This window comes from Photobacterium malacitanum (assembly GCF_900185615.1).
GTDB lineage: Bacteria > Pseudomonadota > Gammaproteobacteria > Enterobacterales > Vibrionaceae > Photobacterium > Photobacterium malacitanum.
In genome coordinates, this window is sequence record NZ_FYAK01000003.1 from 211,008 (window position 1) to 229,277 (window position 18,270).

Sequence of the window (18,270 nt, forward strand, 5' to 3'; positions counted from 1 at the left end):
TCTTCTCAGTCTTCAATGCTATGTTTAACCTTTGCTAGCTAAACTTAATCTTTTTTAATTGAGGCCTGTAGTGCTTGTGCAAATTTTTGTGCAAGAACTTCACGTTGTGCAACAGGTACATTAGCATTGATAATATTAGTAGCAATATCACCAACAACCATTAAGGCTAATTCTGGTGATGTATTATGTTTGTCAAGAACATCGAACACGTCATCAATGATTTGTTCAACTTTTTTAGTGCTGTATTTTGAAGTAATTGGCATAAGAAATCTTGTTTAATGTTTAGGATAACGACTTATGATAACCTAGAGTTCAGTTTTCCTGAAAACCTTTTCCATTATGAGTCTTACACTTTCGAACGTCATTCTACACCAATTAGTAAAAAACGACCAAGATGAGCTAGAAATTCATCTTAGAAATCAAGCTCTTGATAATGATTCTGCGACAGAGGATCTCGTTGCTGAATTACATCGAATTTATAGCAGTAAGGGAACAAAAGGCTTTGCTCATTTTGCTGCTGATAGTGAGTTTGCCCACTGGTTAAAACAATTTCGTCAAGGAGAGTTAGATTTCCTGACATTTTCTAATCAATCAGTACAGCGTTTACAAACAGAATTAGCTAAATATCCGTTTGCAGAAACGGGCACATTGGTGATGGCTGAATATCAGTCATTAGCAACAGACTATTTATTTATTGGTATGTTACCGACTTGCCACAGCATGAAAGTGACCGACCAATTAGGGATCAGTGCGACCGACTATCTTGATATTAATAAGATGGATATCGTTGCACGAATTGATTTGTCATCATGGGAAACTAACGCAGAATCTACCCGTTACTTGACGTTTGCCAAAGGACGAGTGGGGCGTAAGATTGCTGATTTCTTCCTTGATTTTATGCAAGCAGAAGTGGGTTTAGACGTTAAAGTTCAAAACCAAGTACTGATGCAAGCAGTAGAAGACTTTTGTGCAGATTCGCGTTTAGATAAAGAAGAAAAGCAGCAATACCGTAAGCAAGTTTACGATTATTGTAATGGTCAACTTCAAGCTGGCGATGAAGTGACCGTCAAAGAATTATCGAGTGAGTTACCTGCAGCAGATGATGGTACTAATTTTTATGACTTTACCTCTAAACAAGGTTATGAGTTAGAAGAAAGTTTTCCAGCAGATCGCACTGCAATGCGTAAATTGACTAAATTTGTTGGTTCTGGTGGCGGTATGACGCTTAATTTTGACAGCATGTTATTAGGCGAGCGTATTTTTTATGATGCAGAAACTGATACGCTGACGATCAAAGGCACGCCACCGAATTTAAAAGATCAGTTATTACGCCGTTTAAATAGCGATAACTAATACTCGTAGTGAGTATGCCGCTAGATCAATGATTGACTAAAGCCACCTTGAAGATGTACTCAGCATTGAGTGATATTTTCAAGGTGGCTTTTTGCTATCTGTAGTCTTACAACGGCGAGGGTTATGTGTTTTTTATATTTATACGTTGAGTGATATTTATTCGAACAATGTATTAAAGAACAAGAAATAAGCATCAACTCGAGCGTTATTATGATTTTTGTTCATTAGATTCTGATTTATACGTAAATTTGATCTTTATCATTGGCACTGCGCACAAGGGATGGATAATGGCGCAACTATGATAGTTATTAACAATCATTCAGTTCGTTCGCAGCGTGAACTGAATACAGTGAAAGCGATGATTCGCCTATATTGTAAAACGTTGCACCGTGGAGCCGTAATGTGCTCTGAATGTGAAAGTCTTATCGAGTATGTTGAAGAGCGAGTAACAGGTTGTCGTCTTGGTCAAGAGAAACCAAGTTGTATGCATTGTATTGGGCATTGCTATCAATCTGCCAAGCGTCTTCAGATGATCCATATTTTACGCTGGACGTATCCGCGTTATTTTTGGCGCCATCCATTTCGGGCTATACAGTTTAAGTTAGACAATTTACGTAGTGTCCAAATGTCATCCGAGAAAACAAATATTATCGCAAAAACCGGTTAAATCGCTATTTATTGAGTTAAGTGATACTAATTTAAGCTAACAACTGAAACGATTGTCCTTCCTTTAGTACTGTTATTTGCATTATTTAAAGGAAAAAAGGCTGCAGAAATGCAGCCTTTTTTAATGCTTGTTTATTAATTACTGGTGGGCGATTTTCACTAGTACTTGTTGTAATAAGCGAATACGCGGCTCAATAGAAGCCAAATCTAGCCACTCATCAGCACTGTGGAAACCCGCACCAACAGGACCAAGGCCATCTAAGGTTGGAATACCTAAAACGGCGGTTAGGTTGGCATCTGAACCACCACCAACGGCTTGCCAAGTAATATCAATACCTAACTCTTTACCAACCGCTTCTACTTGAGCCATTAGTACTTCCGTTTGTGGGCTTGGCACCATTGATGGTTTATGCGCTTCGCGCTCAGCGGTGATCGACACACCATCAACAAACGGAGTTTCGGTTAATGCGCGAATTTTAGCATCAACTGCTGCATACTCATCGTTATCCCAGAAACGTACATCCACCACGACTTGAGCAAAATCTGGAACAATATTTGCGCCAGCACCACCACTTACCACACCAGCATTTAAGGTTGTGCCTGATTCAAAATCCGTCATTGCGTTAATCGCTAAAATCCAATGCGCCATTTCAGTGATTGCACTACGACCATTTTGTGGCTCATTACCAGCGTGGGCTGCTTTGCCGTGAAAGCTTAGACGGTAACGTGCCATGCCTTTACGCGCTTTAACTAATGAGCCATCAGCACGTGCAGCTTCTGCAACTAATACATGTTTGGCGTTAACGGCAACGCTTTTTAGCCATTCCTCTGAGTGCAGTGAACCGATTTCTTCATCTGGGTTCATACATACACAAATAGATAATGCTTCTAATGCTGCAGGATCAAGATCGCGCAATGCATAAACCACACTTAATAGACCCGATTTCATGTCAGAAACACCAGGGCCGTAAGCACGTTCATTATCGTGTGTCATTGGACGAGCGGCGGCAGTGCCAACTGGGAATACGGTATCCATATGACCAATAAGCATCACATCAATATGTTCAGCCTGAGGCTTATTACGTACTTCTAAGCCTGTGCCTGCAATGCCACAATCAATGCGTTTAACATTCCAGCCTAAATCAAGGTATTTCTGCGCCATGATCGTTGCTACAACGTCGATACCATCAACGGTTAATGTACCGCAATCAATATTAATAAGCGGGCGTAGTTCTTCAAGGTAATCATTAAGAGAAAAAGACATAGCAAAGGCTCCAAACCATGATGGCTTATCGATAATCTAAACAGAGAAATACACTGGCACTCAGGTGGTGCCAGTGTGGTCAGTCATTACACTAATACATTCATTACAAACATTGCTGCAAAAGCATTTAATACTGAAATTGCAATCATGATTGGAATGTAACGGCCTTCAGTACGAATCGGACCCATAATACGGCCCATGTATTGCACCTGTGAGCCCATTAGATAAATAGCAGGAGCAAGAATCGCAATGTGGTCACCATTTAAAATACCTTGGTCAAACAAAGTGATAACCACACCAACAGCACCACCCATCGACATCCATGCGCCGATCAAAACTGCAGCAGCCTCACCGGGTAAGCCAAATATCGCCATAATCGGTGAGAATAGGTCACCCATTAATTCTAATGCGCCGGTGATTTGTAGTGCTTTGATGATAACGAAAGCCATCAATACGTTAGGCACTGTTGACGTTGTTGCAATTACCCAGCCTTTTTTAGCGCCTTCAACAAAAATATCAGTAACCATTGGTTTTTTTGTAGTAGTAGTCATTATGCGTTTTCCTGAGCAACAGTTGTTGGTTTAGTGTCTTTATTTTCTTTGCCTTCAGTGATGTTTAAATACACTCGGAAAATGTTGGCACCGACGAATTTGAAGATAAACATAATTGCTACTGCAAGACCAATAGAAGAGGTTACGGCAGGTTCACCTGAAGCTGTGGTTAATGTGAACAGCACCGCACCGGATGAGAAAAAGTTAACAATCGCCGCACCGGCAGAGAACTGGAACATAGTGAAAATATCCGTTTCTCGTTTGGTGAGATGGCCTTCATCATTTAGCTGACGTGTCATGGCAGCACCTGCATCGGTACTTTGTAGTGAGGCGATCAACGCTAAACCAGAGTTACCAGGAATCCCCATTAAAGGGCGTAGTAAAGGCGTTAATAATTTACGTGCAGCATCAAGCGCACCGTAATGCTCAAGTACATTGATCATACCAAGTGCAAACATTACTGTTGGAATGAGCGTTAACGCAAAAATAAAGCCATCACGAGCACCACTACCGCCTTTACCACGAAAGGATGTTGAAGCCGCTTCCACGCCTTCTGTTGTATCGCTAACCGAATAAACCACATTACCAAACGAGCCGTTTAGAGTCGTGAAGTCAAATACGCCATACCATTGATTTGATTGTAGGGCGCCCGAGAAGAACACCACGGCAAAAATAAGGGCTAGATAACTGCCAATAGTAACTTTACGACCTTCTACTGGGTTATTGCTCATAGATATATCCTTATAAACGGAAGATAAAAAATGGGTTGACTAAAAAAATCCCGATAATTGTTTTTTGGGCTACGCTAACGGGTGATTTATTTAGTGGTTAATTCGGTAATAGCGGTATTTTGATTAAAAATGAATTTGGAATATTGATTGGGGTCAAGATGTAGGAGTGAAAAGTCAGTTTGATGAAATGTGCGTGTGGTATTTGTGATCGGGCTCTATATCGATGGTGATATTTGAGTCAATAGCGCAGAAATAGAAATTGTCTAATCAGTGATAATGAGTATGAAAAATGAATAATCTCTTATAGCTATCAATTGCTTAGGTTATTAACGTGAAAATAACACTTCCTTACAAGAGCCAAAAAAAACGCACTTCTAAAAGAAGTGCGTTAATGTCATGGTGATGATTTAATTTCGCTTACGATGTTAAACGTTTTACTGTCATTAATTCATCTTCGTCATCTTGTGCTAGTTGTGCTTCACTAGCTGGTGGACAGCGATCGACAAACCAACCCATGTAAGAGCTGACAATCGTGACGATAATACACACAAAACTTAGCCACATAAATGGTGCATATGAGAAGGTAGCTACACCTAAAATACTCGCCATATAGATACCATTGTCACTCCAAGGCACCATACCTGAGGTGAGTGTGCCACCGAATTCAGCATTACGGGATAGGTTTTTACGCTGGTAACCTAAACGGTCATAGTTTTTAGCACAAATTTTTGGTGTCAGAATTAATGATACGTACATCGCTGAACCAAATACGTTACCAAGGAAAGCTGTTGCAATGGTTGATACAGCAAGGCTGCCTGCTGAGTTTACTTTGCGCTCAAATAAACGTGCGATGGTTTGAAGCACGCCGACTTTATCAAGTAAGCCACCAAAACCTAAACCAAAGATAATCACCGCAACAGAACCTAGCATTGATGACATACCGCCACGATTTAGAATCGCATCAATAAATTCAACCCCAGAGCTGATTGAGAATGGTGCCCATGCTGCGTTGATAGCTCTAAGAGGATCCATGCCTTGAACCATTACAGCCCATGCAATGCCAAGTAGTGAGCCAAATGAAATGACAGGGAAAGACGGTAAACGGAACGCCAGTAATACCAATACCACAATCACAGGAATAAACGATAATGGCGAAATAACAAATTGCTTATCCATTGCCGCAATCACTGAATCAACTTGTGACATATCAATAGTGCCAGCATAGTGGAAGCCAACAGCAGTAAATAAAATAGCGGTAATGATATAGCTGATCAGTGCGATAGGTAACATACCTTTGATATGTTCCATGATCTCAACGTTAGACATTGAAGAAGCAAGGATCACCGAATCAGACAGTGGTGACATCTTATCACCAAAATAACAGCCAGAAAGTACTGCACCCGCAGTCATTGGTGCTGGAATGCCCAGACCTTGACCAATCCCCATCATTGCAATACCAGCGGTACCTGCGGCTCCCCAAGATGTGCCTGTTGCTAATGCCGTCAATGAACAGATGATCATTGTTGCTAGCAAGAAAATAGAAGGGTGGATAGCCTCAAGACCATAATAAATAATGGTTGGAACAATACCGCCTGCAATCCAAGTACCGACGAGAGAGCCGACGGCCAATAAGATAAGTACAGCGCCTAAACCGTTAGCAATGCCTTTAGTCGCTGCTTTTTCTAACGATTTATAATCGTGTCCGAGTTTGATACCGAGTGCAATAATTACAAACCAACCGATGTACAGCGCCAGTTGGATTGGCAAATTCAATTTTGAGGTAAAAGAGAATGCAAGGGCAAGGAAAATACCGAGGGCAATAATGACTTGCATTACTGAGGGTAGTTTCACTATTGTCTGTTTTTCCATACTTCTAACCTTGTTTTATCGAGCTTGTTGAAATTGGGTCCAACCCAACCAATCAATACTATTTATCATTGGTTTGTAAATCGGATTGAAAAAGACAGCGGCTTAAGCTGCGCTACTTTAGCAAATTGATTTATCATCGTGATAAATAATGTTTCTTTCTGTGATCTAAGTCTTTTTGGTATAGATGTTTCGTAAAACACTGACTTTATTTGTTCTTTTAGTGTTAATTAATGGTTCGTATGTTGTGTTTTATGTTTTTTGTAACGTCGTAGTGTGTCTATGAAAATCTTATAAAAAGTGGCAGCTAAAGTATAAAAAGCTATTAATCATAATAGTGATGAACTATCTACCTACTTATTCACAGCAGGAGAGACTATCAGGGAAAGGCTCTTTTTTCAAAGTTATACCAATGTTAACTTTTTACTAAGTTGATTGCATATTTAATAAATAAGCTGTTTTAATAACCATTAAATGTTGTTTTTAATGAATTATTGATGAGTTTTTATACTTTTTGGAGCGTTAATATTAGCGATAATAAAACCTAATAGGGCTGATAAGAGACTCAAATGATAATCAAACAGTAAAATATGGTTGGCTATAAAGGATGGTGTTTTTTTATTTATAATTGAAAATTATGCTTGTTTTTAGTGACGTAAATCTCTATAGATGGATAAAGAAATTTAATACCACAGGGAGTGTAGTTGCAAATGATGACAGTAGGTTTAGTTGGTTGGCGTGGCATGGTCGGTTCAGTCTTAATGCAGCGCATGGTTGAGGAAGGCGATTTTGCCGTTATCGATCCAGTATTTTTTACCACATCACAAGTCGGTTTAGCGGCGCCTAATTTTGGTAAAGATGCTGGTGTACTACAAGATGCATTTGATATAGAAGCACTGAAGCGGCTTGATGTGGTGATCACCTGTCAAGGTGGTAGTTATACTGAGAAAGTCTATCCAGCATTACGTCAAGCGGGTTGGAAAGGCTATTGGATTGATGCTGCATCGACATTACGGATGCAGCCTGATTCAATTATTACCCTTGATCCGGTTAACTTTGATCAGATTCAACAAGGGATCCATAACGGTACAAATACCTATGTTGGTGGTAATTGTACTGTTAGTTTGATGCTAATGGCTGTAGGTGGCTTGTATAAAGCAGGCTTGGTTGAGTGGATGACGTCACAAACCTATCAAGCAGCATCTGGCGCAGGTGCAAAGAACATGCGTGAGTTAATTAGCCAAATGGGCGTGATCAATGATTCGGTAGCCAGTGAGCTTGCTAATCCTGCGACGTCTATTTTAGATATCGATCGTAAAGTGGCACGCACATTACGTGCAGTCGATTTTCCTGCCCAAGAATTTGGCGCACCATTGGCTGGTTCATTGATCCCTTGGATTGATGTGAAACGCGATAATGGTCAAAGCAAAGAAGAGTGGAAGGCATCGGTTGAAACCAACAAAATTTTAGGGTTGCAAGATAGTCCAATCCCAATTGATGGTACTTGTGTACGTATCGGTGCAATGCGTTGTCATAGTCAAGCGTTAACATTAAAGCTCAAGAAAAATGTGCCGCTTGATGAAGTAGAAGCCATTATTGCGTCTCATAATGATTGGGTAAAAGTGATCCCAAATGAGCGTGATATTACGGTGCAAGAATTAAGCCCAGCCAAAGTGACTGGTACGCTGTCGGTGCCTGTGGGTCGCTTACGTAAACTTGCGATGGGTGATGACTACCTTAATGCATTTACGGTTGGTGATCAGTTATTATGGGGTGCTGCAGAACCATTGCGTCGTACTCTGCGTATCTTGCTGGCTGAAAAAGGTTAATCATTATTTAGCTTTGATAAGATATAAAAAAACGCCTGCGCTTTCTCTTTCTAGTCAAAAGTATGCAGGCGTTGTTATTAGTAACTAGCGTTCGACTTATCTCTATTAATGATTCTTCTTACGCCAGCCACGACCCGAGAGTAGCGAGTTTAGGACATCTTTATCTCTTAATTTGCTCATTCCCACATAAGCGACGGGGACCACAAACAATGAAAAGAAAGTACCTGCGATTAAGCCTCCGACCAGCACTAAGCCAATATTAATTCGACCTAATGAACCTGGGCCTGATGCAAATGCCAATGGCAATGCACCTAGAATCATAGTTAGTGAAGTCATTAGTATTGGACGTAAACGTGATTGAGCACTGTGACAGGCTGACTCAATCGCTGATTTACCCAGCTTGCGTTGTTCATTGGCAAATTCGACCAATAGAATACCGTGCTTGGTAACGAGCCCGACTAAGGTCAATAATCCTATTTGTGAGTAAATATTAAGACTTTGGCCAAATGCCCATAGGGTTAGCACCGCGCCCACAATACATAATGGTACCGTTAATAAGATCACTAACGGATCAACAAAACTTTCAAATTGCGCCGCAAGGATAAGATAAATAAACACTAAAGCCATCAAGAACAAGGTTTGGGTACCAGCTTGAGAGTCAGTGAGTTCTTTTACTATTCCGGCATAAGCATAGCTCTGCGAATCTTTTAATAACGGTGGAATATTAGTATCAACAAAATCTCGAACTTCACCAGCAGTGACGCCAGGCATTAGGGTAGCGGTGATTTCGGCACTGTCTTGTCCCATATAGGTTTTAAATGTGGACTCCGAGGTCACTTGTTTAATTGAAACAAATTCTGATAGCGGAATATTCTGTCCAGACTCTGACGCAACATATAACTTATCAATAATATCAAAGTTACCAAGATCTTTACGGTTCACTTGGACGCGGATCGGGTAGGTATAACCATCATCGGCTTGTAAATCAGCTGCTTTTAGCGAGCCAAGGAAAGTCGATAGTGCATTGGTTACATCGGTATATGCCACACCTGATAGAATAATCGCATTGCGGTTAATTTTTAGATCATAACGTAGCTGATCACGCAGCAAGGAACTCTTAACTTTAGTTAACCCTGGATAATCATTGAGCTTTTTCACAATCGAATTAGCAGTATCCGTTAATTGTTTTTTATCACGATCAACTGTTTTAACTTCTAATACTAAGTTAGTAGCAGCATTTAGGCCATCAGCGGAGCGGACACTAAATGACATGCTATAAGCTGATAATGTTTTAGAGGCCTTATCAGTGAGCTCAGCAACGACTTCTGCGGCGGTTTTTGTGCGCTCTCCCCACGGTTTTAACAAAATGTGGTTAGTCGGCTGTGCTTCAATATAAGATAGATTTGCAGCGATGCTGTCATTACCTTCCATCACGGTATTGAGCTCGGCATTATGTTTAACATGATAACGACGGCCTACACCGGTGGGGGATTCTGAGCTGCCATCAATAAAACCGGTATCTTCGGTCGGTAATAATACCTGAGGCATTGACCAAATTGCCGCGCCAGAAAGCGCAATTAGCGCCAATGCCATTGCAGCCATGATTTTTTTGCGATCAAACCATTTTGCGAGTTGTTTAACATACGCTTCAGAAAGCTGGTGGAGCTTAGTATCTACTTTTACAAACCATTTAGGTTGTTGAGCGATAGGCTTGATTAAATAGGCACACATCATGGGTGATAATGTCAGTGCAACAATGCCTGAAATGATCACTGAGGCGGCTAATGTGAAGGCAAATTGACGGAATAAATCGGCTGTCATGCCGGACATTAAGCCGATAGGCAGGTAAACGGCTGCTAAGGTCATGGTCATAGCGATAACCGGGAAAATAATTTCCTGGCTGCCTTTGATGGCGGCATTAAACGGCGTATCACCTTCTTCAATGTGGCGATAGCAATTTTCCACTACCACAATGGCATCATCGACCACTAACCCGATAGCCAAAATGATCGCCAAAATAGTCAATACGTTAATGGTAAAGCCAAGGTATGACATCACCGCAAACACACCAATAATACATACTGGAATGGTGATAATTGGAATCGATGCAATACGTAGTGAGCCTAAAAATAGCACCACAATAATTGACACTAAAAATACCGCTTCAATTAAGGTATGAAAGCCTTCATCAATGGCTGCTTGAATGAAATCAGCTTGGTTATATACCATCTCCATGCTTAAGCCGGGTGGTAAATGCTGCTGCATCTTGGCTATTTCAGTTTTTACACGTGCTGCGACATCAACGGGGTTTTCACTTTTTAATGGCAAGATTTGCAATGACATTGCGGTTTCACCATTCACTTTGAGCACGCTTGGGGTCAGACTATTTTCCCCCATTTTGACGACAGCAATATCTTTAATACGAATGATATTGCCATCATCAACCCGTATCACTAGATCTTGAACATCTTTGACGCTTTTTACTTGAGTGACGGGGTTTATCTGGAAGTTACGTGCTTCACCAATAATTTGGCCGACGGTAAATGATGAGCTGTAAGCGCTAAGCGTGGTAACAACATCAGCAGCTTTAACGTTAAGTGCCATCATACGATCAGGGTTTAGCCATACGCGAACCGCTTTGGCTGCACCACCATAAGGACCATATACCGCACCAACCCCTTCAACATGGCGAAACTGCGGTTTTATTTGCTGACTAATATAGTCAAACATTTGCTGGGGGGTCATATCACCTTTATTAACAAAGGTAATAATATTACTGGCAGAACTTTTATCTGATGAGTCATCAGTGACGGTCGGTTTATCGACCATACTTGGTGGAAAATCAACAATAGCTTCAATACTGCTACGTAATTTATTCATTAAATTGGCGTAATCTACATCACTGATACTGTCATCAAATTTAACTTTTAGGGTACAGCTACCTTGAACACAGTCTGTGGTCATGGTTTCAACATTTTCTAATCCTGTCGCTGAGTTAATTAAGCGAGTGGCGACATTACGCGACATAAAGTCAGCACTAGCCCCATCAATTTTTGCACTGACGGTTGCTTGAGGCGAATTATGTTCAGGAAAATACTGAATTGCTAATTTTTGAAAGGCAAATAAACCAATAAGAACGATGGCAATACTGAGTACTGATGCAAAAACAGGATGCCTAATACAAACCTCAGGTAGCTTCATTGTTTGGCTCCGTTACTTTTTTAGTTTCGGCTTTTGGATTCGGTGTTGTTTGTGGTGAATGAGACGATGCTGAAGGATCTGTCACTTTCTTTTTAAGTGGTTGTGGTGGCAAGTTTGAGGTCGATTGTTGGGTTTTTATGATATTAACCAGCGCGTCGTCATCTAATTTTTGTTGTCCCGTTACAATGACTTTATCGTCAACCTTGAGGCCTTTTTCTACCACAACATAGCCATTATTGATGTTCTTACCTAAGGTAATGTAGTGTTTGGTAGCAATATTTTTATCATCAACTAGCCATACATAGCGGTCGTCATTATGGGCCATGATGGCATTTTGAGGGGCAACGATGCGTTCGGTGCGTCCGTTGACCATTTGACTTATTTTGGCAAACATACCCGGTGCTAGTACATGATCAGGGTTTTTGATAAGCGCATGAATAGCGACACGACCAGAGCTTTTATTTACGGCAGGGGCGACATAATCAACCACGCCAGGAAAACTCATATTTTTATAGGCTTCTACTGTAATCGTAACCGGTTGACCTTTGACAGCTTTACCAAGGTCATTTTGACTAATCGTGTAAGTGACCTCGACTGGATCTAAGTTATAAATACTGACTAAGGTGGTTGCAGGATCAATCATGCTACCAGCAGAGCGCGAGAAAGTGGTCAGTTGACCATCAAATGGCGCACTAAGAATGAAGTCTTTTAGTATCGATTGTTGTTGGCGGTAATCTGCTGCTGCAAGATTTGCTTCATCCTGCAAGCCTTCAATATCTTGTTTTGAAAGTGCTCCAGGCTGTTTTTTTTCTAATGCAAGCGCACGTTTAACTTTATTGCGAGCGGTATTTAAGGAGCTTCGAGCTTTATCGAGATCGGCTTTGGGCTTACTGCTATCGAGCTTAGCAATTTGTTGACCTTTGGTTACGGTATCACCATCTTTGAAGTTAATTTCAATCAGCTTTCCCGCTGTGCTAAAGGTAAGATCTGCTGATTCTGTTGCATTAATTTTACCTACTTCATCGAGGGTGGTGACAAACTCTTTGGTTGATATTGCTTCAACAGTAACAGGGATTGGTTGCGGCTTTTTTACTTCGTCTTGAGCAGAAGCAATACTGCTGGAGGTTAAGATAGCGACGCTAAGTGCTGCGATGGAGAACGTTTTGTAATACACGCTAATAACTCTCGTTTGAATGATGAGTGATGCACAATTATACAATCAAGCAATAAAAAGCATGTCAAAATAGAGTTAAATGTTTCAGGATGTTAATAGGTAAATGCAATTTAAGTAAAATATTAAATTATTATATATAAACGAGTGATTAATAGCTGATGAGAAGAGAGGTAACAATATGAGCGTGATTGTTGAGGTATAAAAAAACCCGTCTCAATAATGAAACGGGTTGATATTATTAAACAGGAATATTACGCAGCTAGATTTTTAGCGGCGAAGTCCCAGTTAACAAGTGACCAGAATGCAGCCATGTAATCAGGGCGAACATTACGGTAATCGATGTAGTAAGCGTGTTCCCAAACATCAACAGTTAGCAGAGGTGTCATTTTCAGACCTTCTTCAGCAATTGGGCAGCCTGCGTTTGAAGTGTTAACGATTTCTAATGCGCCATCTTCAGTTTTTACTAGCCATGTCCAGCCAGAACCAAAGTTATTGATTGCTGAGTCTGTGAATTTAGCTTTGAATTCTGCGAAAGAACCGAAGGCTTTAACAATTGCGTCTGCTAATTCACCAGTAGGCTCGCCGCCGCCATTTGGACTTAGGCAATGCCAGTAGAAAGTGTGGTTCCATACTTGAGCTGCGTTGTTGAAAACACCACCAGTAGAAGTCTGTACGATTTCTTCAAGAGATTTTTCAGCAAGGTCAGTACCTTCTACAAGACCGTTTAGCTTAACAACGTAAGTGTTGTGGTGCTTACCGTAGTGGTATTCTAGCGTTTCTTGAGAAATATGTGGCTCAAGAGCGTTGATTGCGTACGGTAGAGCTGGTAGTTCAAATGCCATTGCTCAATTCTCCATTTTAATTATTGGGTTTATACCCACGACATTACTTTCTAGTAGGTATTCGCACCTACTTATTATTTGAATCTGACCGTTTTATTTTAGCAAGTTTTTAGTTTATTAAAAGCATTAAGCTTAAAAAAATACCCTATACCTGGTTATTGGTAACGTCAATAACCACTTAATAGATATCAATATAACTAAGATTGCGCTTTATTGTATAAAAGAGAGACAAACATAATTTGAAAGTATTTTTATTGGTGACGATAACCAAGTAGAATGGTAGGGTTTATAACAAATGATGATTAGAATCAGACGAGGAAGCGATGGAAACTATCGATAAAATTAAACAACAAATTTCAGATAATGCTATTTTGTTGTACATGAAAGGCTCTCCAAAATTGCCAAGCTGTGGTTTCTCATCACAAGCATCTCAAGCGCTAATGAACTGTGGTGAAAAATTTGCGTTTGTAGACATTCTTCAAAACCCTGATATTCGTGCAGAGCTACCCGTTTATGCACAGTGGCCAACATTCCCACAATTATGGGTTGACGGTGAACTTATTGGTGGTTGTGACATCATTTTGGAAATGTTCCAAAAAGGTGAATTACAAACATTAATTAAAGAAGCAGCTGCTCGTCGTGATGCACAAGCTGCTGAGTAAGAGTGTTGTTTAAGTGTGTTTGCACTTATAAAAAAAACCGCCACGTTAAACGTTGGCGGTTTTTTTATATCAAGTTTAAAGCGCAGTCATCATTGTGATGCTATTGCGACTACAGAATCATTGATGCGATCCAGCCAAAAGCGATCAGTGGCAAGTTGTAGTGGATAAATGTCGGTACAACTGAATCCCAAATATGATCATGTTGACCATCCGCATTTAGACCTGATGTTGGACCTAAGGTTGAATCTGAAGCAGGGGAGCCTGCATCACCAAGTGCTGCAGCGGTACCAACAATCGCAATCGTTGCCATTGGTGAGAAACCAAAAGATAAACATAACGGCACATAAATTGTTGCAAGAATAGGGATAGTTGAGAACGATGAACCAATTCCCATTGTTACTAATAGACCAACGACTAACATCAATAATGACGCTAATGGTTTATTGTTACCGATAATCGCTTCAAGTGAATTAACTAAGGTCTCAACACCACCAGTTGCTTTCATTACCGCAGCAAAACCTGCCGCTGCAATCATAATAAAGCCGATCATTGCCATCATATGGACACCTTTAGTGAACACATCATGGGTTTCTTTCCATTTGATGACGCCAGTAAAGGTAAACACCATAAAGCCGACTAAACCACCAACAATCATTGAGCCGCTATAAAGCTGCGCGCCTAATGCGGCAAAAATAGCCCCTACAGCCACATAAACATGGCGCATCTCGATGACTTTTTTCTCTGGCTCACTGGCAAGAATTTTCTCTACTGAATATTCGCGTGGCTTACGGTAGCTGACAAAGGTTGCCATTAATAAGCCAAATACCATGCCACATGCAGGTAGGATCATTGCGATAGGCACTTGGCTTGCCACAACATCTAACCCATTATCATGTAAATTTTTAAGCAGAATATTGTTGAGAAATATACCGCCAAAACCAATTGGAAGTACCATATAAGGGGTGACTAAACCAAAGGTTAATACGCAGGCAATTAAACGACGATCAAGCTTAAGCTTGGCAAAGACATGTAATAGCGGTGGAATAACAATCGGAATAAAGGCGATATGGACAGGGATAACGTTCTGAGAAGAGATGGCAAGCAATACTAAAATGATAAGAACGCTATATTTGACACCGGTAGCTGCTGCAATATTTTCATGGCCGCTGATGCGCTTAATAACTTTTTGAGCGAGGACGTCAGTAATACCTGAACGCGAAATCGCGACGGCAAACGCACCCAACATGGCGTAGCTTAAGGCAGTAGTAGCACCACCACCTAATCCTCCTTCAAAGGCTGAAATCGCATCAGTGAGCGATAAACCTCCGATAAGGCCACCAATAATGGCACTAAATGTAAGAGCAACCACGACATTGACACGCATTAAAGCGAGTACCAGCATGATGCATACGGCGATAATTACAGGGTTCATAAAACGTGAGTTCCATCCGTTAGTTGCATTATTACTTCGTTCGATTGTCTAGTTGTGTTCAACACGACTAGATGCGATTTAATTATAATTATGAGACTTTGATCCCATATCACACAGTGTGCTTGATTTTCAGCATTTGTCGAGAAAAAAATTTTATAATTATGTTTATAAAGAATAAGTATTTTTAGGTTTTATCACTTTGTTTTATATGGCAAAAAAAAGCGAGCATCACGCTCGCTTCTTATGATTAAACATTTTATTGATAAAAAACTTAAGGGGTTGTGGTTATTACGCTTTTATTCTCTATAGTGAGGTTTAAGCCATTAGTGTTGATAAATGACGCTATTTCCGTTTGCATTTCTTGGGTTACAGCAGGACTGACTGTCGAATCGAGCAGTGATGAATGACCACCTTGATTAAATAAAATAGCATTACGTACTAATTGGTTTGTCGTGCTTTGGTTAGTGACCATTAGATCTAAGCCGCTAATTAGCGGGGTTGTACCGGTAAACGGAGAGTAGGGTTGTAAAATCGTGGTACCGGCAATGGTTGCTCCTAATGGGGTCATATTAGGAATAGTCGCATCATCTTTAACTTGAGCTAAATATAAACCTGTATTTGGGCTTACCAGAGGAGCATGGTTAGTTGGATCGATCGTATCTAATACCGTTTGAGCCGCGTATGCAAAGCTATTAAAAGTGGCATATATTGCGGTTAAGGTTGCAATTGAGCTCGCATCGCCTTTAGCAATTAGATCTGCCTGATAAGCATTAAAGCATACATCAGGTTGCAATGATTGTTGTTGGCAAAAAGCGGCAAAGGTTGGATTGGTTGTCGCCATTAAGTTGCCTTTAACAAAATCGCCAAAACTACCAGAGTTTAATAATAAATAAGGAATTTCACCGCCAGGGTTAGCTAAAGCGAGGGCATTTATGTCGAATAAGAGAGCATCAGTTTGTGGTATGTCAATGGGACGATTTGCAATGTTGGCCACACTGACACCGGTGATAGCACCTAAAGAGTGACCAATAAAGTTAACGCCTTGCGCTGGATCGAGTGTTTTTAAATTACCTAAACTTCCAATTGCAGTGGCATCACTTGATGCGATAGTCGCAAATACTTGCCCAATTGCTGCGCGTAGTCCAATTATATCTGTTGCACTTTGGCGAAGGTTATCTCTGGCAACAGTGAGTGCTGATAAATTTAAATAGTACTCAGGGTGACCATCACTGGCACTGCCATCAACGCCAGCAATTGCTCGACTGCCATGCAATGGATGATCGATGGCAAAAATCGCTTGGCACTGCTCATTGATAATATTATCTGCTAGAGCTAATACGGTTTCTTTGGTGCTAGTAATACCATGTAAATAAATGCTGGTGGCGTTCTTTGCTACCTGATCACAACTCGGGTCTACAGGTAGAATCAGAGTGTAATCAAGATATTGTACTGATTGTAGCTTGGGCAATGGACTAAAGCGGGTGATTAATCGTTGTGGATCAAGTTGGTTGCCATCAGCTAATGTCAATGTTGTGCCTGTTAGTGTCACCAGTAAGCGACGTTGTATGTTTGCATCACTGGCCGCCGCTGCAATGTCTGCTGGAGTAATATTGAGTTGAGCTAATTGCGCAACAATTGCTGCTTTATCTGCGTCACTACCTGAGGTTAATACGGAGCTGATAATAGCTAAACTTGGCATACCACTTTGCCAAGGTGTTGTTGCAAAACCTGCGGCAGTATTGTCTAAAAAATAGGGCAGTGCTATGGTGCCGGTATAGATTTCCCCTTTGGTTTGCGGTGTGGTTTGTTTAGTATCGGTGAGGTTGGAGAACCTAAATAGATTGCGCAAATCTGAGGTTGAGACTTGATCGCTAATTGCACTGCCTTTCCAAACAGTATTAGCACCTTGCTGTAATGCCTGTGCTGTTGCTGCTTTAACAGCATATACCGCATCACCGACCGAAGCTGTTGTAAACCAACTTGAGAACATAATGCTGTCTTGGTTAACTCCTACTTTTACAAATTCAGCTTCTGTGGCGTGAGTAATGTTTTGGGCTGCAACCAGTGCTGCAACCGGCGCTGGCGCATTGGCTTTTAAGACCGCATAGCTGTTACTCATACCGACACTATCACCGTTGCTATCTTTAAGATCGCTTGTAATAGCAAACATATAATTAGTAGCGGGTTTTAATGGTTTTAACAGCATTACAGTAAGCGTGGTACCTGATGCTGATAATATAAAGTCGCCATCATTTTGAGTGAGCTTAGTCGGTTCTATGGTGTGGCTAGTGGTGGTTGGATCGTTAGATTCAATTAAATAAAAGCCATTAGCTAGCGTTGTGCTATCAAGATCATGTCCTACAAATTGCAGCTGTAATGGTTGACTGGTACTCCAACCATCGGTGTGTCCCATTGTTATTAATGGATCGCTAATATCATTGGCATCAGCAGCTGCAACTTCGGTATTTAAAGTGCCGTCGCGACTGTCCATTAATAAATAAGTGGGTTGAACAAGGGTAGGGCTTTGTGGATCAGTGATTAAATCAAAGTTGATTTTAGTCGCGGCGTTAATGCTATCGGTAATATTGGGATCCAGTGTTGGTGTCCCTTCTAATTTGCTGTCGCCACCGCACCCCATTAGCCCCAAACTTGTTGTTAGTATCGTTAAAATATACTTGTTCATATATTTCCTTATTTAA

The 18,270-nt window shown here is 40.8% G+C and carries 14 protein-coding genes; 4 read left to right on the forward strand and 10 right to left on the reverse strand.

Annotated features, from left to right (window positions below; all coding sequences use genetic code 11):
- Positions 1–44: 44 nt before the first annotated feature.
- Positions 45–263 carry a YejL family protein gene (locus tag PMAL9190_RS10365; protein ID WP_087845130.1) on the reverse strand — a complete coding sequence of 73 codons (219 nt, stop codon included), beginning with the start codon at positions 261–263 and terminating at the stop codon, positions 45–47.
- A gap of 76 nt (positions 264–339) precedes the next feature.
- Between PMAL9190_RS10365 and yejK the strand changes: the two genes are divergently transcribed.
- Positions 340–1,353, forward strand: coding sequence for a nucleoid-associated protein YejK (gene yejK, locus PMAL9190_RS10370; protein WP_087845131.1), 1,014 nt, complete (start codon positions 340–342; stop codon positions 1,351–1,353).
- A gap of 298 nt (positions 1,354–1,651) precedes the next feature.
- On the forward strand, positions 1,652–2,020 hold the full coding sequence (locus tag PMAL9190_RS10375; protein WP_087845284.1) for a nitrous oxide-stimulated promoter family protein: 369 nt from the start codon (positions 1,652–1,654) through the stop codon (positions 2,018–2,020).
- A 138-nt stretch (positions 2,021–2,158) separates the two neighbouring features.
- Here the strand turns inward: PMAL9190_RS10375 and PMAL9190_RS10380 are convergent, their stop codons facing one another.
- From PMAL9190_RS10380 to nhaC, 4 genes are all read right to left on the reverse strand, one after another.
- A complete protein-coding gene (locus tag PMAL9190_RS10380) occupies positions 2,159–3,283 on the reverse strand; it encodes a M20 family metallopeptidase (protein WP_087845132.1) in 1,125 nt (374 codons plus the stop codon).
- Positions 3,284–3,369: 86 nt separating this feature from the next.
- Positions 3,370–3,834, reverse strand: coding sequence for a YjiG family protein (locus PMAL9190_RS10385; RefSeq protein ID WP_087845133.1), 465 nt, complete (start codon positions 3,832–3,834; stop codon positions 3,370–3,372).
- The gene (locus PMAL9190_RS10390) at positions 3,834–4,565 is read right to left on the reverse strand and encodes a nucleoside recognition domain-containing protein (RefSeq protein ID WP_087845134.1); all 732 of its coding nucleotides are present in this window, start codon (positions 4,563–4,565) and stop codon (positions 3,834–3,836) included. The genes PMAL9190_RS10385 and PMAL9190_RS10390 overlap by 1 nt, the downstream gene beginning before the upstream one ends.
- Before the next feature lie 417 nt (positions 4,566–4,982).
- The gene (gene nhaC, locus PMAL9190_RS10395) at positions 4,983–6,434 is read right to left on the reverse strand and encodes a Na+/H+ antiporter NhaC (RefSeq protein ID WP_087845135.1); all 1,452 of its coding nucleotides are present in this window, start codon (positions 6,432–6,434) and stop codon (positions 4,983–4,985) included.
- A 710-nt stretch (positions 6,435–7,144) separates the two neighbouring features.
- Here nhaC and asd point away from each other — a divergent pair.
- Positions 7,145–8,260 carry an aspartate-semialdehyde dehydrogenase gene (gene asd, locus PMAL9190_RS10400; RefSeq protein ID WP_087845285.1) on the forward strand — a complete coding sequence of 372 codons (1,116 nt, stop codon included), beginning with the start codon at positions 7,145–7,147 and terminating at the stop codon, positions 8,258–8,260.
- A gap of 105 nt (positions 8,261–8,365) precedes the next feature.
- Here the strand turns inward: asd and PMAL9190_RS10405 are convergent, their stop codons facing one another.
- The 3 genes from PMAL9190_RS10405 to sodB all read right to left on the reverse strand — a co-directional run bounded on the left by PMAL9190_RS10405 (position 8,366) and on the right by sodB (position 13,477).
- Positions 8,366–11,461 carry an efflux RND transporter permease subunit gene (locus PMAL9190_RS10405; RefSeq protein ID WP_087845136.1) on the reverse strand — a complete coding sequence of 1,032 codons (3,096 nt, stop codon included), beginning with the start codon at positions 11,459–11,461 and terminating at the stop codon, positions 8,366–8,368.
- Positions 11,448–12,635, reverse strand: coding sequence for an efflux RND transporter periplasmic adaptor subunit (locus PMAL9190_RS10410; protein WP_087845137.1), 1,188 nt, complete (start codon positions 12,633–12,635; stop codon positions 11,448–11,450). The genes PMAL9190_RS10405 and PMAL9190_RS10410 overlap by 14 nt, the downstream gene beginning before the upstream one ends.
- A 251-nt stretch (positions 12,636–12,886) precedes the next feature.
- Complete coding sequence (gene sodB / locus PMAL9190_RS10415; protein ID WP_065168154.1) at positions 12,887–13,477, reverse strand: superoxide dismutase [Fe]; 591 nt, start codon at positions 13,475–13,477, stop codon at positions 12,887–12,889.
- Between the two features lie 323 nt (positions 13,478–13,800).
- Here sodB and PMAL9190_RS10420 point away from each other — a divergent pair, with 323 nt between their 5' ends.
- Positions 13,801–14,139, forward strand: coding sequence for a Grx4 family monothiol glutaredoxin (locus PMAL9190_RS10420; protein WP_087845138.1), 339 nt, complete (start codon positions 13,801–13,803; stop codon positions 14,137–14,139).
- Between the two features lie 109 nt (positions 14,140–14,248).
- Here the strand turns inward: PMAL9190_RS10420 and PMAL9190_RS10425 are convergent, their stop codons facing one another.
- Positions 14,249–15,571 carry a Na+/H+ antiporter family protein gene (locus PMAL9190_RS10425; protein WP_087845139.1) on the reverse strand — a complete coding sequence of 441 codons (1,323 nt, stop codon included), beginning with the start codon at positions 15,569–15,571 and terminating at the stop codon, positions 14,249–14,251.
- A gap of 271 nt (positions 15,572–15,842) precedes the next feature.
- Positions 15,843–18,254, reverse strand: coding sequence for a VolA/Pla-1 family phospholipase (locus PMAL9190_RS10430; protein WP_087845140.1), 2,412 nt, complete (start codon positions 18,252–18,254; stop codon positions 15,843–15,845).
- Positions 18,255–18,270: the final 16 nt, after the last annotated feature.